The 19300-nt window shown below is 57.5% G+C and carries 18 protein-coding genes; 2 read left to right on the forward strand and 16 right to left on the reverse strand.

Going from position 1 to position 19300, the window contains the following annotated elements; genetic code table 11:
• Positions 1–486: 486 nt before the first annotated feature.
• The 4 genes from H598_RS0117420 to rluD form a co-directional block, all read right to left on the reverse strand.
• Entirely contained in the window at positions 487–810 is a 324-nt protein-coding gene (locus H598_RS0117420) for a hypothetical protein (RefSeq protein WP_028114142.1), read from the reverse strand.
• Between the two features lie 121 nt (positions 811–931).
• Entirely contained in the window at positions 932–3508 is a 2577-nt protein-coding gene (gene clpB, locus H598_RS0117425) for an ATP-dependent chaperone ClpB (protein ID WP_028114143.1), read from the reverse strand.
• A 77-nt stretch (positions 3509–3585) separates the two neighbouring features.
• Positions 3586–4308, reverse strand: a complete 723-nt coding sequence (pgeF, locus tag H598_RS0117430) for a peptidoglycan editing factor PgeF (RefSeq protein WP_035416169.1) — start codon at positions 4306–4308, stop codon at positions 3586–3588.
• Entirely contained in the window at positions 4308–5279 is a 972-nt protein-coding gene (gene rluD, locus H598_RS0117435) for a 23S rRNA pseudouridine(1911/1915/1917) synthase RluD (RefSeq protein WP_028114145.1), read from the reverse strand. The genes pgeF and rluD overlap by 1 nt, the downstream gene beginning before the upstream one ends.
• 123 nt (positions 5280–5402) lie before the next feature.
• On the opposite strand from rluD, the gene H598_RS0117440 reads away from it, so the two are divergent.
• A complete protein-coding gene (locus tag H598_RS0117440; protein WP_028114146.1) occupies positions 5403–6164 on the forward strand; it encodes an outer membrane protein assembly factor BamD in 762 nt (253 codons plus the stop codon).
• A gap of 53 nt (positions 6165–6217) precedes the next feature.
• On the opposite strand, the gene H598_RS0117445 is transcribed toward H598_RS0117440, so the two are convergent.
• Positions 6218–6556 (reverse strand): P-II family nitrogen regulator, encoded by a 339-nt coding sequence (locus tag H598_RS0117445; RefSeq protein ID WP_028114147.1) that lies wholly within the window; start codon positions 6554–6556, stop codon positions 6218–6220.
• 121 nt (positions 6557–6677) lie between these two features.
• Between H598_RS0117445 and H598_RS0117450 the strand changes: the two genes are divergently transcribed.
• Positions 6678–7202, forward strand: coding sequence for a GspH/FimT family pseudopilin (locus H598_RS0117450; RefSeq protein ID WP_035416170.1), 525 nt, complete (start codon positions 6678–6680; stop codon positions 7200–7202).
• Positions 7203–7206: 4 nt separating this feature from the next.
• Here the strand turns inward: H598_RS0117450 and H598_RS0117455 are convergent, their stop codons facing one another.
• The 11 genes from H598_RS0117455 to ribF form a co-directional block, all read right to left on the reverse strand.
• Positions 7207–7482, reverse strand: coding sequence for a TapY2 family type IVa secretion system protein (locus H598_RS0117455; RefSeq protein ID WP_156897091.1), 276 nt, complete (start codon positions 7480–7482; stop codon positions 7207–7209).
• Complete coding sequence (locus tag H598_RS0117460; RefSeq protein WP_028114150.1) at positions 7482–7874, reverse strand: type IV pilin protein; 393 nt, start codon at positions 7872–7874, stop codon at positions 7482–7484. Before H598_RS0117460 ends, H598_RS0117455 begins: the two co-directional genes overlap by 1 nt.
• The gene (locus tag H598_RS0117465; RefSeq protein ID WP_084144520.1) at positions 7874–11521 is read right to left on the reverse strand and encodes a pilus assembly protein; all 3648 of its coding nucleotides are present in this window, start codon (positions 11519–11521) and stop codon (positions 7874–7876) included. Before H598_RS0117465 ends, H598_RS0117460 begins: the two co-directional genes overlap by 1 nt.
• A gap of 1 nt (position 11522) precedes the next feature.
• Positions 11523–11963, reverse strand: a complete 441-nt coding sequence (locus H598_RS0117470; protein ID WP_156897092.1) for a pilus assembly protein PilX — start codon at positions 11961–11963, stop codon at positions 11523–11525.
• Positions 11960–12916, reverse strand: a complete 957-nt coding sequence (locus tag H598_RS24825) for a PilW family protein (protein WP_051252834.1) — start codon at positions 12914–12916, stop codon at positions 11960–11962. The genes H598_RS0117470 and H598_RS24825 overlap by 4 nt, the downstream gene beginning before the upstream one ends.
• On the reverse strand, positions 12913–13467 hold the full coding sequence (pilV, locus tag H598_RS0117480; RefSeq protein WP_028114153.1) for a type IV pilus modification protein PilV: 555 nt from the start codon (positions 13465–13467) through the stop codon (positions 12913–12915). Before pilV ends, H598_RS24825 begins: the two co-directional genes overlap by 4 nt.
• Positions 13468–13573: 106 nt before the next feature.
• Positions 13574–14503, reverse strand: a complete 930-nt coding sequence (ispH, locus tag H598_RS0117485; RefSeq protein ID WP_028114154.1) for a 4-hydroxy-3-methylbut-2-enyl diphosphate reductase — start codon at positions 14501–14503, stop codon at positions 13574–13576.
• 2 nt (positions 14504–14505) lie between these two features.
• Positions 14506–14952: an FKBP-type peptidyl-prolyl cis-trans isomerase gene (fkpB, locus tag H598_RS0117490; RefSeq protein ID WP_028114155.1), complete on the reverse strand. Its 447-nt coding sequence runs from the start codon at positions 14950–14952 to the stop codon at positions 14506–14508.
• Positions 14949–15449: a signal peptidase II gene (gene lspA / locus H598_RS0117495; RefSeq protein WP_028114156.1), complete on the reverse strand. Its 501-nt coding sequence runs from the start codon at positions 15447–15449 to the stop codon at positions 14949–14951. Before lspA ends, fkpB begins: the two co-directional genes overlap by 4 nt.
• Positions 15450–15459: 10 nt before the next feature.
• Complete coding sequence (gene ileS / locus H598_RS0117500) at positions 15460–18282, reverse strand: isoleucine--tRNA ligase (RefSeq protein WP_028114157.1); 2823 nt, start codon at positions 18280–18282, stop codon at positions 15460–15462.
• A 33-nt stretch (positions 18283–18315) separates the two neighbouring features.
• The gene (gene ribF / locus H598_RS26895) at positions 18316–19245 is read right to left on the reverse strand and encodes a bifunctional riboflavin kinase/FAD synthetase (RefSeq protein WP_028114158.1); all 930 of its coding nucleotides are present in this window, start codon (positions 19243–19245) and stop codon (positions 18316–18318) included.
• Between the last annotated feature and the right edge of the window lie 55 nt (positions 19246–19300).

Below are 19300 nucleotides of genomic sequence, written 5' to 3' on the forward strand. Positions count from 1 at the left end.
ATATGAGATATCAATCCTGCGCGAGTGCCCACACAGATTGTCTGACTAATTGTTAAAGAACGTTGCTTGCTAGCTCGTTGGAGTAGCGAAGCGAGGTGCGTATCTTACGCTTTCCTCATCTCCCGTCAAGCGTTATTTTAAACTTTCTCAAAACTCTTGATTGACGGTCGCTTTTTCCGTTTCAGAATTTCTTCCATCCCTTCGAAGCGGACGCCTATGTTACTCGAATCCTAAACAGAGTCAAGTCGATTTCACTCCAACGGGGTTGACCGCTCAAATTCACAGCAATCGAATCAAAGAGTTATCGAACTCCGCTCAGCTTTAAGCCACAGCACAGCTGAGGTATGACTTAAAAGCGGCTTTTTGCTACCGGGACATACAGTTTAGGACAGGAAGCTTCAGGCCGATGCCTGAAGCTTATAACTATTGAGCATAAAGGTTGGCCTTCTCATGCCAGACTCTCAATAAACCTCACCGCCAGAAAAATCACTCGATCAATTGGTAAACCACTTTAGTGGAACAGGCAACGGCCTGAACACTGTGGTAACAACGATCGACGACCCGCTTCTGTCGTAACTTCTGCTCTCCGCCTGCCGCCGTCGGCTGCTCTGCCAGAAGCTGGTTGATCTCCATGGTTTCGGATTGTTGCTGCAACTGACTGAGCAAAGCTGCTTGAGTATCGGCCTGAGCAATAACCTGAGGCTGAGGCACCGAAGACTGTGCCAACTCTGATAACCGCACCCCATAATGATTGGCACCAGCCGCCGCACTGAACAGCAACCCCAGTAGAACCCACTTAACCGTTTTCATAACTACTCCATCCGTTAGCTCGCCTATCTGAATAGATAGCAGTACCGGGGCTTCTCTTTTAGACCAAAAGCCCCGATACCTATGCTACGACGGAATAAGTTGAATGGTTCAGCCGTTACAGTTACTGCTGGAACTCAAACCCTTGCTCAGAACGGTGGAGAGTTATCGGTTTGCCCGGCAACAGGCGGCCACTGAGAATCGCCTGAGCCAGAGGGTTTTCCAGCCGCTGTTGAATGGAACGTTTCAGCGGCCTGGCTCCATAAACCGGATCAAATCCGGCTTCGGCAATCAGCCCTAATGCCTCTTCACTGATCTCAAGCTGATACTCTTTTTCAGCCAGTCGACGTGTTAACAACTGCAACTGAATCCGGGCAATCGCCTTGATGTGCTCCTGAGCCAGAGGATGAAACACCACGGTCTCATCGATTCGGTTTAGAAATTCCGGCCTGAAGGTCTGACTCAGCACGTCCATGACCGCATGCTTCATGCCTTCATAGTCACCGCCAGACTGAGCCTGATGCTGAATCACATCGGATCCCAGATTGGAGGTCATAATGACCACGGTATTGCGGAAGTCCACCGTCCGCCCCTGGCCGTCAGTCAGGCGACCATCATCCAGCACCTGCAACAGAATATTGAACACGTCTGGATGGGCTTTTTCTACTTCATCCAGCAGGATCACCGAGTAAGGCTTACGCCGCACCGCCTCGGTCAAGTAGCCGCCTTCCTCATAGCCTACATAGCCGGGAGGCGCACCCACCAGTCGGGCGACCGAGTGCTTTTCCATAAACTCGGACATGTCGATGCGAATCATCGCTTCATCGGTATCAAACAAGAATTGAGCCAGAGATTTGCACAACTCGGTCTTACCCACCCCGGTAGGCCCAAGGAACAGGAATGAGCCGATAGGACGTTTCGGATCCGACAGACCGGCACGACTGCGGCGGATGGCATTGGCCACCGCCCCAACCGCTTCTTCCTGACCAATCACCCGGCCATGCAGCGCCGATTCCATCTTCAGCAGTTTGTCTCGCTCTCCCTCCAGCATCTTTGATACCGGAATACCGGTCGCCCGGGACAGCACATCGGCAATCTCAACATCGGTGACCTTGTTCTTCAGCAAGCTCATGTCCTGCATCTCGGCCTGGGCCGCCAGATCCAACTGCTTCTCCAGCTCAGGAATGCGGCCATACTGAAGCTCCGACATTCGGCTAAGATCGCCGGCCCGTTTCGCGACTTCAAGATTCTGCCTAGCCTGTTCCAGTGCCGTCTTGATGTGCTGAGTCCCTGCCAGAGCCGCTTTTTCGGTCTTCCAGACCTCTTCCAGCTCCAGGTATTCCTTCTCCAACTCACCAAGCTGCTCCCGCAACAACTGCAACCGCTTCTTACTGGCTTCATCTTCCTCTTTGACCAGCGCCTGATCCTCCAGCTTCAGCTGAATGATCTTACGCTCGAGCCGATCCAGGTTTTCCGGCTTGGAATCGATCTGCATTCGAATGGAGGAGGCCGCCTCATCAATCAAGTCGATGGCCTTGTCCGGCAATTGCCGATCGGACACATAACGGTGCGATAGGGTTGCCGCGGCCACAATGGCCGGGTCGGTAATCTCAACACTATGGTGCAGTTCGTAACGCTCTTTAAGGCCGCGCAAAATGGCGATGGTGTCCTCGACACTCGGCTCCTCAATCAGCACCTTCTGAAAACGTCGCTCCAGTGCGGCGTCCTTTTCGATGTATTGACGGTATTCATCCAGGGTAGTGGCACCGACACAGTGCAGTTCCCCCCGGGCCAGCGCCGGCTTCAGCATATTACCGGCGTCCATGGCACCATCGGATTTGCCCGCACCGACCATGGTATGTAACTCATCGATAAACAGGATGATCTGCCCCTCTTCCTGGGACAGCTCATTCAATACTGCTTTCAGGCGCTCTTCGAACTCACCGCGGTATTTGGCCCCGGCCAGCAAGGCTCCCATATCCAGGGATAGCACCCGCTTTCCTTTCAGGCCCTCAGGGACTTCGCCATTAATGATCCGCTGAGCCAGGCCTTCGACGATGGCGGTCTTACCCACGCCGGGTTCACCGATCATTACCGGGTTATTCTTGGTGCGTCGCTGCAACACCTGAATGGTGCGTCGAATCTCATCATCCCGTCCGATCACCGGATCCAACTTGCCCGCTTCGGCACGCTCGGTGAGGTCGATGGTGTACTTGGACAATGCCTGACGCTGATCCTCAGCATTGGCATCCTCCACGGTGTGACCCGCTCTCAACTTCTCAATGCCCGCTTCAATCTTATCGGCGTTGGCCCCCATCTGTTTCAGGGTTTCCCCCAAAGCATCGCCGCGTTCCAGCACCGCCAGCAAGAATAACTCGCTGGAGATAAATTGATCTTTGCGCTTTTGGGATGATTTGTCGCACAGATTCAGAATCGCCACCAGATGACGGGACAGCTGCACGTCGCCGCCGGTTCCGGAGACTTTCGCCATCCTATCCAGCGCTTCGGTTAACTTGGATCTCAGCGCGTGAACATCCACGCCGGATCCCGCCAGCAACGGGCGTACGGTTCCGCCGTCCTGATTCAACAACGCCAGCATCAAGTGCTCAGGCTCGATGTATTGATGATCACGGCCCAAAGCCAGTGACTGCGCATCAGAAATGGCTACCTGAAATTTGTTGGTCAGTCGATCAAGACGCATACCCTACTCTCCAAAAACTGCCTTACACAAAGCAGAGATGGGTACGACTCGGGCAAATTTCAAGCGCAGGAACTGAATCAATCCAGCCAGATAAGGGACGCCTGACGACCACAGCGGCCATCACGACGGTAAGAGAAAAAGCGTTCCGGGTGTTGATAGGTACACAGACCGCTGAGGGTAACCCGGTTCACCCCCAATCGGTTAAGGCGCTGCTGCGCCAGCCGAGGCAGGTCGGCAAGATAGCGATCTCCGTGAACTTTGAAGGCCGTCGCCGCCTCAGCATCCACCGCCATAAACTGCTGGCGCACATCGCTGCCTACCTCAAACGCTTGTGGACCGATGGCCGGGCCAATCCAGGCTCGAATCGCCGCCCCCGGACATTCAAACTCCGACAGTACCGACTCCAGCACACCATCACACAACCCACGCCAGCCAGCATGAGCGGCGGCTACTTGGGTGCCAGCCTCATTGCACAGCAACACCGGCAGGCAGTCCGCCGTCATCACCGCACAAGCGATGCCGTTCTGGCGACTAAAGGCAGCGTCTGCCACCGGTAGCGCTGCCGTTGCCGGCAGGGTGACCACATCGGTGCCGTGCACCTGCTCCAGCCACTGCACCGGCTGTTGCAGCCCCAATCCCCGCACCAGCCTGTGGCGATTGGCATCGACCGCAGCCACAGCATCCCCAACGTGCGCTCCCAAATTAAACCCATCGAATGGCGGCAAAGAGTCTCCGCCAATCCGATCGGTATAAACGGCGCGCACGCCATCGGGAAGCACCCAATCAGGGACGTGCCACATCAGTACTCCATGCCTCGCTCGGCGGTGTCCTGTCGCAGCGCTTCGGTCAACTGCAGCATATCCTCAGGAACCGGGGCATACCACTGCATCCACTCGCTGGTCACCGGATGTTCCAGCTCCAGTTTTACCGCGTGCAACGCCTGACGGCGGAAGCCCTTAAGCACCTGTTGCAGTGCCTCGGTAGCGCCCTTAGTCGGACGAGGACGGCCTTGATACAGGGGGTCACCAACCAGGGGGTGCTTAATGTGGGCCATGTGCACGCGAATCTGGTGAGTACGACCGGTTTCCAGGCGCAGACGCAAACGGGTGTGCGAACGAAACTTCTCGGCAATGCGATAATGGGTAACCGCAGGCTTGCCAATCTCCGTCACCGCCATGTGGGTCCGCTTCTGCGGATGACGGCCGATGTTGGCGTCCACCAGGCCGCCGGCAGTCAGGGTACCGTGAGCAATGGCCTCATACTCACGGGTAATCTCCCGCGCCTGCAACTGGGCCACCAGATGGGTTTGCGCTGGCACCGTTTTGGCCACCACCATCAAGCCGGTTGTGTCTTTATCCAGTCGGTGCACAATGCCCGCCCGTGGTACGTTGGCAATCTCCGGACAGTGGAACAGCAACGCATTCAATATGGTGCCATCGCCATTGCCGGCACCAGGGTGCACCACCAGATCGGCGGTTTTATTGATCACCAGGATGTGGTCATCTTCGTACACGATGTCCAGAGCGATATCCTGGGGTTTGGAGCTGACCTCCTCCTCCAGAGTGGCGCGCACGGAGACCGCCTGATCCACCAGCACCTTTTCCCGGGGCCGGGTCACCACTTCTTGGTCCAGACTGACGCTGCCAGCCAGGATCCACTCCTTGATGCGACTGCGGGAATAATCTGGGAACAGATCGGCTAACGCCTGGTCTAACCGCATACCAAGGTGCGTATCGTTAAATACGCCATTTAATTCAACGTGTTGGGTCATATACTCTCGATCCAGCTGTAAAAGCTCGAAATCACTCGCAGTTCTGATAGAATCGCTCCAACTGCAATTTTATCTCTTTTTGCATCAGAACTTCACGACAATGATAAGGAATTGGTTCATAACATGCGCAAACTAGCAGGTCCTTTGCTACTCGTCCTGGCCAGTAGCCTGATGATGGCCGGTTGCTCCACCAAGCAGAGCGACACCTACGTCATCGAAGACCGCTCACCAGAAGCCCTGTACACGGATGCACGCCAGGCGATGGAAGCCGGCAGCTTTTCCAAAGCAACAAAAATCCTCGAAGCGCTGGACTCTCGTTATCCGTTTGGCACCTACAAAACTCAGGTCCAGCTCGACCTGATCTACGCCTATTATAAACTAGATGACACCGCCAGCGCTCTCGCTAATGTGGATCGCTTTATTCGGTTGAACCCAACCCATAAAGACATCGATTACGTTTACTACATGCGCGGCCTCATCAATATGCAGGCGGACAGCTACCTGTTCCACGATCTGCTCAGCATCGATCGCACCGATCGCGACCCTGAAAATGCCAAGGCCGCATTCAAGGACTTTGAGAAGCTGGTCAAGACCTTCCCGGACAGCCGCTACGCCGCCGACGGGCGCCAGCGGATGATCGCCATTAAGAACCGACTGGCGGAATACTCCCTTCGCGTTGCCGAGTACTACGTCAAAATCGAGGCCTGGGTAGCCGCTGCCAACCGCGCTCAGCAGATTGTCGAAACCTACGCGGGCACGCCCGCCGTCGAACCAGCTTTGGAGATCATGGCCAAAAGCTACCATGAGCTGGGACAGGAAACCCTGAAACAGAACACGCTGACAGTGCTCAAAGCCACCTACCCGAACAATACGTTCTCCGAGTAGAGTGCTTAAGACACAAAAAAGGCGCCGAACAGGCGCCTTTTTTTATGGAACCGTCAAATGGCGTCTTCGTTTTCTTCACCGGTGCGGATGCGAATCACCCGCTCGACGTCGGTGACAAAGATCTTACCGTCACCAATCTTGCCGGTACGTGAGGTATCGACAATCGCTTCGATCGCCTGATCCACCAGCTCATCGGCAATGACCAAGTCAATCTTCACCTTAGGCAGAAAGTCCACCATGTACTCCGCACCGCGATACAGCTCAGTGTGGCCCTTCTGACGCCCAAAGCCTTTCACTTCGTGAACCGTCATGCCATTCACTCCAATCTCACCGAGGGCTTCACGCACATCATCCAGTTTGAATGGCTTGATAATCGCTTCAATCTTCTTCATCTGCCGTCATTCCTTGCTAAACAGGAGCACCGCTTCCCAAAAAAAACAACTGGGCCCATCAGGCCAGCTAAACTGACAGAAAGTGTAAGCGATTCAAATCAGGATAGGGAAGCCTGAAACGATGCCTTGCTGCAAATATCATGGATTGACCCTGATTGAACTGATGATCACGCTGGCCGTTGCCACCCTGTTGCTGACCACCGGGGTACCGGCCTTGCAACAACTGCTCGCCAACAGCCGGGCGCACTCTGCGGTGACCAGCCTATACCAGGATCTCAACTACGCCCGTCAACTGGCCATCGCCTATCAGGCCACGGTCACCCTGTGCCCGCTGTCGCCCTCCTCCCAGTGCGACGGCCAATGGCATCTGGGCTATCGAATCTTCATCGACAGTCCGCCCTGGCAAACCTACGGCGATGACGACGAACACCTGAAACAGCAACCGGCCATTGCCAGCCGAGACGCCATCAAGTTCTCGGCCAACGTCAATGCCATCCGCTTTGACGAAGCCGGTTTTACCGGTCAGAACGGCACCTTCTACTACTGCCCGGACAGTGCCAGCGCCAGCCACCTAACCGCCGTGGTGATCAGCCGCACCGGCCGCATTCGCCACCATACGCTCACCACTCCGGTCAGTTGCCAATAGCCAGCTAACGCGGCGTCAGCTGTTCCTGCGCCCTGGCCTGGCGAGAGCGAAACTCGCCCTTGTAGGGCACGCACTCCATCACCTGTGCAATTCGGTTACCAGATTGAACCAGCAGCCTGCCTGCCAGCCCGGTCATCTGTTGTTCCAACCGGGCCGGGCGCAACTGATAATGGACAATGCGCTGATGCCCCGCCTCGTCCCGCAGCCAACACTTGTGCTCCTGGCGAGCGTCACTGCCGGACGCCAGCGCCAGCAACACCAAGATGCTCACCCCCTTCATCACCAACATCCCTCAGGCGTGCGTTCACCGGCATCGGACAGCTTCAATTCAGCACACTCACTGTCCGCCAGTGCCTGCCCCCCCAGAGCCGTCGCCTGTAAAGTGAAGCCATTGGCGCTGGCTTCCACCGCATCCACCGAAAAGCGGCCGCTGAGCGTTACCATAGGGTCGTCACTGGCCCCAAGCCGGGTCATGTCTGCCACATAGGTATGATTATCCATGTAGTATTGCTCCTGCAGGTTCGCCATTCGGGTCAATTCCGACAACGCCTCAGCCCGGTATCCGGCCGCCAGCTGAATCTGGTAGGAGGGCAGAGCCATGGCCATCAACAGCCCGACAATGGCCACCACCAGCATCAGTTCAATCAGGGTAACACCCCGCAACAGCCTCATCAGGGTTGCCCTCCCAGGTAGTAGTAGATGTAGACTGGCAACAACGACTTATCCGGATCGCCACTGCCGCTGTCGGTCAATTCAATGCCATCCTGGCTCAAGTTGAATCCCCGCCCCACGCCCACCAGATAGACCTTGGGGTTCCAACTCGGGTCATCGGGATCCTCCGGCGGGGGTATCACGATCTGTGGCGTGTCCGGCAGACGCGCCCCTAGCTCAATGTACCGATGTTGGTAGCGGTTGATGCCATGATGCAGGTTCAGCACGTACAGCCGTCCTTGGCCCGCACTCAGGCAGGCATTGGCAGCGCCAGGTTCTCCCGGCATAAAGGTGGTAAAGAAGGCGTTGCCGGAAAGAATAACGGCGGCCGACAGCGACTTCTCTCCCGGAGCCAGCGCCAACTTCCAGCCCCTCTTGCTGCCAGACAACACCTCCTGAACCAGCCTGCTGTCATCATCGGTGGCGGCGCCGACCGGATCACTGCTGACATCAAACAGTTCCGCCACAGTTATTGCTGCCGGAACCGGTCTGTGACCATCACCACTGCCACCATCAAAACTGGCCGGATACAGGTGAGGATCTCGCAGCACGAACAGGTAGTCCTGAGTCGAAATGGCATTGGGGTGGGCACGGTTGCCGCTGCCGATCACCACCGCATCGTAGGGCAGATCGGTACGGATGACCCGGGTATGAGTCTGACCACCTTCGGTGACGATTTCGGTTTCCTTCAGCGTCATCTTGGTTTGGGCCACACTGACCTCATGGGTGAAGCGGCGATCGCTGTGCGCCGTGTCCCCCCCCAGATTGGCAAACCGAAACCCGCTCCAGGGGCGCTCGGCTCGCGTACCAGGCAGATCCAGCCGCCACACCGTGCCCCCGGTATCGGCCGCGTAGATGCGGTCGGTCAGCCCATCGCTATTGCTATCCAGAATCGCCACCCTGGCGGCGACGCTGTCACTGAACGGCACCGGTGTTACCAACGCCGACGCCGTTTGATTAACAAACTGATGCACCGGTTCACCGGTCTCGGCATCCAGAATCAACACGCCGGTACCAACCGAATCCGCCGTCCCCACGCCGTTGGCGTCTTTGTTGCTGTCGTAGCCGGCTCCGACAATCAGCACCGGCCGAGCGGCAGCAGCACTCAGGTTACCCTGAGGATAATCCGGTATTCGAGTCAATACCGGCTCGGACCAGGTTTGTCCCAGCACCGCCAACCCTGAATCCTGAGCGCTTTTCACCCACATCAACCGGGGTTGGTCCGGGTTACTGAGATCCAGGCCGTAATAGGCCCGTCCGCCCCGACGCAAACCGAAATACACCCACACCTTGTCACCCTGATCGGCGTCGATGTCCCCGTCGGCATCCAGATCCACGATCCAGGCCACCGGCGGACCGTCGACCCCGTAGACACTGTGACCGCCGGTTTGCGGGTTATGCCTCAGCAAGGGGGTCTGACCGGTAAATCGATAGGGCCGATAGCTCCAGCTTTCGGTGATGGTGGCACCGCCATCTTCAAACATGTGCAGGGCACCGGCATTGGTTCCCACCAGAATACGCACCCCTTTGTCGCCGCCGTAATGAATCGCCAACGGCTTGGAGTGCAGTGGATCCCCCATCAGATCTTCACGACGTTCACCGCTGACGCCATCCTCATCCTCATCGTCCACATCCTCCCCCTGCAACCAACGCACCCAGTCACCCAGGCTGGCAAGGTCAATGCCACCTAAATCCGCCAGCAGGGATTCCTGACCACCGGCACGCTGCTCCAGGCTGCTCTGTGACAGTGAGACCAAGGTCCCGGTGACGCTGGCCGGCTCGGTGAGAACCCGCCGTTGCAACTGAGTTTGCATCGCTTCCAGCGCCCCCCCCTCCATCACCGAATTGCCATCGCCACCGCTGCTGGCCAGGGCACAGGTGGCCGACGAGGTCCAATACGTACAGGCTGTCTCGGCAATATTGCCGCCGACATCGATGGCGGCCTCCCCTCTGGCATCGACCACCTGTCCCGAACCGAGAATGCGCAGCTTCTTCAGATTCCCCGCCCAACGCGGCCGGTCCGAGGGCAGAAACATGGAGTAGTACACCGAGTCCAGTGTCTGAGTGCGATCAAAACTGTTGGCGGCAATCGACGGCGAAGTGAAACTGGCGTCCACAGCCAGAATTTCGGAAAACACCCGCTGCAGTGCATTCTGCAGTGATAGCGCATCGGCGGCAGCAAAATACTCGCCGCCGCCGCGACGGGCGGTCTCCGCCAGCAGCGCCCCGGCACTGTCGATGGCATCCTGAGAAAAACCGATGGTGTAAGTCACCACACTCTGGCGCCCCGAAGCGACGGCATTGATGTCCTGACTGTACAGATGCTCGGCCACCGCCGGCAGGTAGCTGTCGGCCCAGTCTCCGTACCCCAGAGTGCGGTAAGGATCGTACACCGACACCCGCTCCGACACACCGATCCCCAGTTCGGCTCTCAGAACTGCGTTGGCCGCCTCGTCTTTCGTGGGTGAACCGTCGGTAATCAGCACCACATAAGCCTGAGGCTGACAGGTGACAAAGGGGCTCAGATACCGACCGGAATCCGCAAAGGGTACCCCAAACACCGGCACCGTCCCCCCAAACAGCACCTCGCCGCCACTGAAATAGCGATACGCCTCAAACAAAGTTTCACACAGTGGCGTCCAGGTGCTGGCCGTCAGACCATTGATGGTACTCATCAGGCTGGCTTTGCTCGAAGGCGTCATCGGTTGAATGGCGCTGAGCAAACGACCGCCATGGCTACCGCTGAGCAACCCGTCGTCACTGCCGTTACCATTAAACACCGCCAGACCGAAATCCACCCCCGGAGTGCTCTGCACGATGTCGGTGATGGTGTCCTTGGCAATGGCCAGGCGGCTGCGAACCACCGGCACGGCGGTTTTTCGATAATAGAGGTAGTTCTCTGTAAACAGGGTAACGCTGTCGCCGCTGACAAAGCCGGTCTGCGACAGTGAAGCATCGGCAGCGGCAACCAATTGCGCCGCCGACAGCGAGTTATCGCTGCCATCGTAGGGCTGAGCCTGGTCAAGATTCCGGGGAAACCCGGGTTGGGAGAACGCTCCTTGAGGGTGACTGACCGCATTCACCGTCAACCGATCCCGCAAATCCTGCAGACAATCAAACCCCAACTGGCTGAGACTGCCTTGATTGTGGGCCTTTTTAAGGCTCGCCGGCATTGGGCGCCACTTCCAGTCGCGGTCGGCCCGACCGCCGCGGCGAAAACTGAGCACCACGTCGGTGTAATAGCCATTGTGCTGCAAGACACTGAGTCCCGAGTCCGACTCCGGTATCAGGCTACTGCTACAACCGTTCATGGTGGCAGGGAAATAACGATACTCATCGCCGCGGTCCGGATCCGGCAGGTTGCCATTTAACTGCCCGCGCACGTAAAACAGCCGCCCCTGATCCAGGCCACCACTGTAGTCCTGATTCGCATCAAACGGTGGCGGCGCCTCCTCCTCTTCGGTGGACATCGAACCGGAGTTATCAAAGATGATCAACACCTGGGGGCGACTGTCACTGGCGACGGTTCCCCCATAGACATACAGCTCGGTGTCATCCGCCCCTGTCCAGGTCGCCCAGATCATCAGTGCCATCGAGAGTGCTCTCATGCTAATTCCCCACCACCAAAACCTGCTGCTGAACCCCGGTAGTGATGCTCTGCTGACCGCGCTCCCCCTTTCCATAACGCTTGCTGGAACTCACCTGGTTGATGCGGCAAACGAAATGGCTGCCGGCATCGGCCGCCTGCTGCCGCTGACACGGCCCTTCGGTAATAAAGCTGACACCGTGCTGGGCCCCAAACACCGCGTCGACCTCACTGACCTCAGCGCTGTTGGTCAGCAACAGGCTGTCGGCCCTGGCCAGACGCTGACGCTCGATAAAGCCATCCAAAGCCCCATGCAGTTGCTGCAGCACCTGGCTTCGAGCCGCGCTGGCCACTTCGGCCTGAATCACGTTGCGGCTGGCTCCGGTCAGGGCCAGGGCGATCACCATCAATACCAGTAACAACAACGAACTGACGATCAGCACCGCTCCCCGCTCTGGTCTCATCCTGCCCCCTCGGCCACCAGTGCCGCATTTCGCACCATCACCGTGGTAGAAAACAGGCGCCGGGGAATGCCGTCGTCATAAGAAACCACCCCGTCGGGCAAGGTCAACCGCAACCTGCCGTCGCTGATGCCACCCTGATCATCATTGGCCGCCCGCACCACCAGATACACCGTCACTGCCAGTACCTCTACAACGCCATCCCACTGTGCTTCACTCATGGCAGACGCCGTTATATAGCTGTCCACCCGACCGTCGCCCAGGCTGTCCACGGCGAAGAGAAACTGCAACATCTCAACCCCCTCAACCAACTCCTCCTCCACCATGCCGCCATTCACATAGAGTTGACGCCACTTCAGAACCGGCATGCCATCGTCACGACGCTCGACGTAATAAACCCTGTGTTGCCACTGCCAGTAGCGTCCCTGCACCAGAACAGGAGCCTGTTGATTGCCGGCAAACAACCTGGCCTGAGCATGATTGCTCACCAGGTAGTAGCGGTTTTCACTCAACGCCGTTGCCGCCACATTCGGACCCAGTAGCCGCTTCACCTGCAGCACGTGGCTGCCCAACAGCGCCTGCTGAGTGCAATCCATCGAAGGCACCGCACTCTGGCGGTAACTCCAGATGGTCCGAAAATGCCCTCGGCCAGCGGGAACACTGGCATTGTTCTCCCCCAGACCGACGCAGTCGTTATTCACCACCGCATCGACACTCACATTGCGGGTGGTCAGAGAGGTCCCGGTTAGCCCGGCATAAAACCCCGCCTGAGACAGATCATCACTCATCAGCCGCAACGCCAGGCGTGCCGATTCCTGAATCTGGTTGTATTGACCGGTGGAGGTCACCGAAATGGAGGAACTGACAAATACCCCGAAAACGGCAGAGAGGACAAACACCCCCAGCACCATGGCGATCAGCAGCTCAACCAACGTCAGTCCCTTGACCCTGCTCATGGAATCACCATCGAGTCCAGGTAGACCTGTCGCCGCCGCGCCGTTGGCACACCACATTCGAATCGCCAGCCATCGGCCTCGGTCACCGCATCCACCCCTTGCTGCAGACCCTGCCAACTGACCACCACCCCGACTCGATTGCCGTCAATATGGATACATCCCACCACCTGAGCCAACTTGCGATTTCCCTCCCCACTGGCCTCGGCCACACTCAACAGCCCCTGCTGCCACTGAAACCGATCCCACTGCCGCATCTGCTCGGCGTTGCAAGGAATAATGGCACTGGTGTCTGCTAAGCAGGAAACGTCGGGTTGTGGAAGCAGTGCCACACCGTAGTGGCCCTGATAGGCGGCGAGTTGAGTGGGATTAAGACGCATGCGCTCCAATGCATCGGCCGCCATGTTCATGGCGCGGGCATGCTGAAAAGACTGAAAGCTGCTGCGTTTAGCGACGATGTGGAGTTGCAGGGTACCCAATAGGCCTACCGCCAGTACCACCACCGACACCAACACCTCAACCAGGGTGATACCCCATTGAGTATGACTGGCCATAACATCCTTGTGGCTGCCGTACGTTCCGTGTCATTAAAGCTTAAGACAGGCAAAAAAAAGCGCCACCCAGATGGGCAGCGCTTTCTTATAACTTCTGGGAACAGGCTTATCTCAGTTCAATAGGAACTTGAAAAACAATGTTTTCTTCTCGGCCTGTCGCTTCCTCGACGTCGGCAGCACCGAGATTCTGCAGCTCGGTCACCACCCCTTTCACCAACACTTCCGGGGCCGAAGCACCGGCAGTCACCCCAATGGTGGTCACCTCACTCAGCCACTGGGGATTGATGTCATCGGCACCATCGACCAGATAGGCCCGGGCCCCTGATTTCTCCGCCAGTTCGCGCAGACGATTGGAATTGGAGGAATTTTTCGATCCCACCACCAACACCAAATCACAACGGGACGCCAACTCCCGCACCGCATCCTGACGGTTCTGGGTGGCGTAGCAGATGTCGTCCTTGCGAGGACCGGCAATGGAAGGGAAACGAGCACGCAGGGCATCGATCACCTCGGCAGTATCGTCCACCGACAGGGTAGTCTGAGTCACGAAATGCAGGTTGTCCGGATCCTGTACCGACATATTGGCCACATCTTGCGGAGATTCCACCAGATAGATGCCGCCACTGTCGTTGCTGTACTGGCCCATGGTGCCTTCCACTTCAGGGTGGCCGGCATGACCGATGAGGACACACTCCTGCCCCTTACGGCTGGCACGGGTGACCTGCATATGCACCTTGGTCACCAGTGGACAAGTGGCATCAAACACCTTCAGTCCACGGGCATCGGCTTCCTTACGGACCGCCTGAGATACACCGTGGGCACTGAAGATCACAATGCTGTTGTCCGGCACTTCGTGCAACTCGTCCACAAACACCGCCCCACGCTGGCGCAGGCTGTCCACCACGTAGCGGTTGTGCACCACTTCGTGACGCACGTAGATCGGCGGCTCGAACAACTCCAGCGCACGTTCGACAATGCTGATGGCGCGATCAACGCCGGCACAAAAGCCTCGTGGGTTTGCCAGTCGAATCTGCATAATCAGTCCTTAATTACGATGTCCAGCACTTCCAGATCGAAAATTACCGTCTGGCCCGCCAATGGATGATTAAAATCCACAGTCACCGAATCACCGGCCAGTTCCCGAATCACCCCGGGAACCTGATTGCCGTCCGGCGTATCAAACGCCATGATGGTGCCTTCACTGAGATCGGCGTCAGCGGCAAACTGAGCCCGGTCCAGGTGATGAATGTTATCTGGGTTGCGTTCACCAAAGGCGTGTTGCGGATCCAGCGAGAAGCGACGCTTCTCCCCCTTCTCCATCCCCTTGATGGCGGCCTCGAAGGCGCCACTGAGGCTGCCATCCCCCAGAGTCAGTCGCGCCGGTTTGCCGTGGGCCCGGGTGCTGTCCGCCACCGTACCGTCCGGCAGTTCCACATCGAAATGCACAAACACCTGGCTGTCACTGCCAATGGTTAACTGGCTCATGAGGCCTCCTTGGGCCGACGACCATCCAGCAAGCTGTCGAGGATCATCAAAACCGCTCCGACGCAGATGGCACTGTCAGCAATGTTAAATGCAGGCCAGTGCCAGGCACCGACATAAAAATCAATAAAATCGACAACATAACCATAGGCCAGGCGGTCGATAACATTACCGATGGCCCCGCCAATGATCAGCGCATAAGACAGATTCAAGCGCCACAGCGAGTGGGCCTGGCGACGCATCATCACCGTCAGGGCGATGGTTACCACCAAGGCAAAACCGGCAAAGGCCCAGCGCTGCCAACCACCGGCTTCCGCCAGGAAGCTGAACGCCGCACCGGTGTTATGCACATAGGTGAGGTTCAGGTACGGGATCAGCGGGATGCTTTCAAACAACTGGAAGTTGGCGATCACCGCCAACTTCGTAGCCTGATCCAGCACCAGCGCCACCACCGCGACCCACATCCACCGCAGGCCGCTTTGACTCCATGACTGTGGCATCATCTCTCCATTATGCAAACTGTCGGCTTTCGCCTTCGCCGTCAACGTTGGTCACGCAGCGGCTGCACAGTGTTGGGTGAGCCTCCAGTGTGCCCACTTCTTCACGGTGGTGCCAGCAACGCTCACATTTCGCCGCTTCGGTCTTCACCAGTTTCACCTTCAGGCCAGCCAACTCAGTGTCGGCGGCATCACCCGCATCGCTCAGCGGGGCAACAGTCACGTTGGAGGTGATCATGGCAAAGCGCAACTCATCTCCCAGACGGTCCAGCAAAGCTTTCAGCTCGCCATCGGCGTACAGGGTAACGTCGGCTTCCAGGCGGTTTTTAACGCCATCGGCTTTGGCCTGTTCCAACGCCTTATTGAGTTCGGCCAACACCTCCACCAACGTCTGCCACTCAGCATCGGTCAGAGCAGAATTGTCGGTCATAGGCGCCAGGCCATCGAACCACACCTGGGTAAACACAAATTCGCTGCGCTCACCTGGCATCAGTTGCCAAATCTCATCGGCGGTAAAGCTCATGATCGGCGCCATCCAGCGCACCATGGCCTCGGTGATCAGGTACAGCGCCGACTGGCAAGAGCGACGCGCCAGGCCATCGGCCTTAGCGGTGTACTGACGGTCCTTAATGATGTCCAGATAGAAGCTGCCCAGCTCGATGGAGCAGAAACGCATCAGCTTCTGAGTTACCGCCAGGAAGTTGTACTCCTCGTAGGCAGTCACAATCTCCTGCTGCAGCTGATAAGCGCGACCCACCAACCAACGGTCCAATGCCACCATCTCATCCAGCTCGACCATGTCCCGAGACGGCTCAAAGCCACTCATGTTGGCCAGCAGGAAGCGAGAGGTGTTGCGAATACGACGATAGGCATCGGCGCTGCGCTTGAGGATCTCATCGGAAACCGTCATCTCACCGGTATAGTCGGTGGACGCGACCCACAGGCGCAGAATGTCGGCACCCAGCTTGTTCACCACCTGCTGCGGGCTGATGACGTTACCGATGGACTTGGACATCTTGCGGCCCTTGCCATCCACGGTAAAGCCATGGGTCAGCACCTGCTTGTAGGGGGCCTTGTCCTTAATGGCAACGCCGGTCATCAGGCTGGACATGAACCAACCACGATGCTGATCCGATCCCTCAAGGTACAGGTCGGCTTCGGCACCTTGGAATTCGGGGCGCGCATCCACCACCGAGGCGTGAGTCGAGCCGGAGTCAAACCACACATCCAGGGTGTCCAGGACCTTGTGGTACTGATCGGCTTCCTCGCCCAGCAACTCACTGGCGTCCAGATCCCACCAGGCCTGAATGCCGGCTTCGGCCACTCGGTCCGCCACCAGATTCATCAGGGCAACCGAGTTCGGGTGCAAGGCCTGAGTTTCGTTGTGAACGAACAGGGCGATGGGTACGCCCCAGGTACGCTGGCGAGAGATGCACCAGTCAGGGCGGCCGGCGACCATGCCTTCGATGCGGCTCTGTCCCCAGTCCGGGATCCACTGAACGTCTTTGATCTCTTCCAGGGAGCGTTCACGCAGCTTGGCCTGGTCCATGGAGATGAACCACTGTGGGGTCGCGCGGAAAATGATTGGCGTCTTATGGCGCCAGCAGTGCGGGTAGGAGTGACGGAACGCTTCGTGGTGCAGCAGCGCCCCCTTGTCCTTCAATACCTCAACCACCGCATCATTGGCTTTAAAGACGTGCTGGCCGGCAAACAGCGGGGTATCCGGCAGATAAACGCCGTTGTTGCCCACAGGGTTAGCCACTTCCAGGTTGTACTTGTTGCCCACCACAAAGTCTTCCTGACCGTGGCCAGGGGCGGTATGCACCGCACCGGTACCGGATTCGGTGGTCACGTGATCACCCAGGATCGCCGGAACCGTCATCTCATAGAAGGGATGGTTAAACTGCTGCAGTTCCAGGTCCTTACCCTGGCAGAAGCCCAGGTTATGGAATTGCTCGATGCCGGCACGATCCATCACATCTTTCACCAGGTCCGCCGCCAGAATCAGTCGCTCTGGGTGCTCACCTTCTACCTGTACCAGGGCGTACTGCAGATCGGCGTGCAAACATACGGCACGGTTGGCAGGCAGGGTCCAGGGAGTCGTGGTCCAGATCACCACCGACAACGGACCGTGACCGGTGTGACCTTCGGCGCAGTCAAACTTGTCTTCCACCAACTTGGCATCCACGGCCGAGAAACGCACGTCGATGGAGGGAGAGGTCTTATCCTCATACTCCACTTCCGCTTCCGCCAGTGCCGAGCCACAATCGGTACACCAGTGCACCGGCTTAGCGCCTTTGTGCAGGTGGCCGTTGTCGATGATCTTAGCCAACGAGCGGATGATCTCCGCTTCGGTGCCATAATCCATAGTCAGGTAAGGCTTGTCCCACTCACCCAGTACCCCCAGGCGAATAAAGTCGGCTTTCTGACCGTCTACCTGCTTATGGGCATACTCACGGCATTTCTGGCGGAACTCGGCGGCAGAGATCTTCTGCCCCGGCTTACCCACCTTACCTTCAACCTTCAGCTCAATTGGCAGACCGTGGCAGTCCCAACCCGGCACATAGGGCGCATCGAAGCCCGCCAGAGTCTTGGACTTGATAATAATGTCTTTCAGAATCTTGTTGACTGAGTGACCAATGTGGATGTCGCCGTTGGCGTACGGAGGGCCATCATGCAAAATGAATGGCTTCGCTCCCTGACGGCTGGCACGAATCGCTTTATAAAGCGCTTTCTCGTCCCACTGTTTCAACATTTCCGGTTCCCGCTTGGCCAGGTTGCCTCGCATCGGGAAATCGGTTTCCGGCAGGTTTAGCGTTGATTTATAGTCGCTCATTGATCCTTTCACCATTACTCAGGCTAAAAGCTGTTAAGACACAGACAGCAGGCGTCGAGCCTGCTCCGCATCCTTGAAAATCTGATTCTTCAGGGCATCCAATGACTCAAATGCCCGCTCTTGTCGCAGGTGCTCTATCAACAGCACCTGCATGTGTTCGCCATACAGATCACCCTCGTAATCGAACAGGTGAACCTCCAGCTGGCAGCGGTTGCCCGCCACCGTCGGCCGAACGCCGACATTGGCCACCCCAGGGTATCGATGCCCCTGAGAGTCGATGGCCTGCACCGCAAACACCCCGCTCACCGGCGCCACCTTACGTTTCATAAGGATGTTCGCCGTCGGGAAGCCGATGGTGCGCCCCAGTTTGCGGCCGTGGGCAATGCGACCGGTGATCTGGTACGGGTAGCCTAACATCTGGTTGGCCAGAGTCAGGTTCCCCTGCTGCAGCGCCTGACGAATCAGTGTTGAGCTGACCCGTTGACTCGCCAGTTTAAAGCTGGCGGTCGGAACCACGTCAAAACCATGCCGCTGACCGGCCGCCGCCAGGGTATCAAAGCTGCCCTTTCGACCCTTTCCAAAACAGAAATCGTCGCCGACCACCAGGTATTTAACGTCCAGCTTTTGCACCAGCAACTGCTCGATAAACTGCTCGCTGCTGAGCTCGGCAAAACGACGGTTAAAGCTGACACACAGTACCCGCTCCACCCCCAGTGCCTGCAATCGCCGCAACTTGTCTCGCAATAAACTGATCCGGGCCGGAGCCCTATCGCCGGCAAAATGCTCCTGAGGTTGAGGCTCAAACAGCATCACCGTTACCGGAAGGTTCATGCTTTTGCCTTTGGCAACCAAAGACTTAATTACCTCAGCATGGCCCAGGTGAACGCCATCAAAATTGCCAATGGTCAATACGCACCGGCGATGCTTCGGGCGCAGATTGTGTGTACCGCGGATGAGCTCCATAGTCCTGCTTGGGCTTTTACTGTCGAAAATCGCCGGATTATACCTCAGAGTGGCG

The sequence above is a fragment of the Ferrimonas kyonanensis DSM 18153 genome (genome assembly GCF_000425405.1).
In the GTDB taxonomy this organism is placed as follows: Bacteria; Pseudomonadota; Gammaproteobacteria; order Enterobacterales; family Shewanellaceae; genus Ferrimonas; species Ferrimonas kyonanensis.

Bases quoted from the DNA above. Each gene is read 5' to 3' on its own strand.
- H598_RS0117420 (WP_028114142.1), bottom strand. From the start codon at position 810: ATGAAAACGGTTAAGTGGGTTCTACTGGGGTTGCTGTTCAGTGCGGCG.
- clpB (WP_028114143.1), bottom strand. From the start codon at position 3,508: ATGCGTCTTGATCGACTGACCAACAAATTTCAGGTAGCCATTTCTGAT.
- pgeF (WP_035416169.1), bottom strand. From the start codon at position 4,308: ATGTGGCACGTCCCTGATTGGGTGCTTCCCGATGGCGTGCGCGCCGTT.
- rluD (WP_028114145.1), bottom strand. From the start codon at position 5,279: ATGACCCAACACGTTGAATTAAATGGCGTATTTAACGATACGCACCTT.
- H598_RS0117440 (WP_028114146.1), top strand. From the start codon at position 5,403: ATGCGCAAACTAGCAGGTCCTTTGCTACTCGTCCTGGCCAGTAGCCTG.
- H598_RS0117445 (WP_028114147.1), bottom strand. From the start codon at position 6,556: ATGAAGAAGATTGAAGCGATTATCAAGCCATTCAAACTGGATGATGTG.
- H598_RS0117450 (WP_035416170.1), top strand. From the start codon at position 6,678: ATGCCTTGCTGCAAATATCATGGATTGACCCTGATTGAACTGATGATC.
- H598_RS0117455 (WP_156897091.1), bottom strand. From the start codon at position 7,482: ATGAAGGGGGTGAGCATCTTGGTGTTGCTGGCGCTGGCGTCCGGCAGT.
- H598_RS0117460 (WP_028114150.1), bottom strand. From the start codon at position 7,874: ATGAGGCTGTTGCGGGGTGTTACCCTGATTGAACTGATGCTGGTGGTG.
- H598_RS0117465 (WP_084144520.1), bottom strand. From the start codon at position 11,521: ATGAGAGCACTCTCGATGGCACTGATGATCTGGGCGACCTGGACAGGG.
- H598_RS0117470 (WP_156897092.1), bottom strand. From the start codon at position 11,963: ATGAGACCAGAGCGGGGAGCGGTGCTGATCGTCAGTTCGTTGTTGTTA.
- H598_RS24825 (WP_051252834.1), bottom strand. From the start codon at position 12,916: ATGAGCAGGGTCAAGGGACTGACGTTGGTTGAGCTGCTGATCGCCATG.
- pilV (WP_028114153.1), bottom strand. From the start codon at position 13,467: ATGGCCAGTCATACTCAATGGGGTATCACCCTGGTTGAGGTGTTGGTG.
- ispH (WP_028114154.1), bottom strand. From the start codon at position 14,503: ATGCAGATTCGACTGGCAAACCCACGAGGCTTTTGTGCCGGCGTTGAT.
- fkpB (WP_028114155.1), bottom strand. From the start codon at position 14,952: ATGAGCCAGTTAACCATTGGCAGTGACAGCCAGGTGTTTGTGCATTTC.
- lspA (WP_028114156.1), bottom strand. From the start codon at position 15,449: ATGCCACAGTCATGGAGTCAAAGCGGCCTGCGGTGGATGTGGGTCGCG.
- ileS (WP_028114157.1), bottom strand. From the start codon at position 18,282: ATGAGCGACTATAAATCAACGCTAAACCTGCCGGAAACCGATTTCCCG.
- ribF (WP_028114158.1), bottom strand. From the start codon at position 19,245: ATGGAGCTCATCCGCGGTACACACAATCTGCGCCCGAAGCATCGCCGG.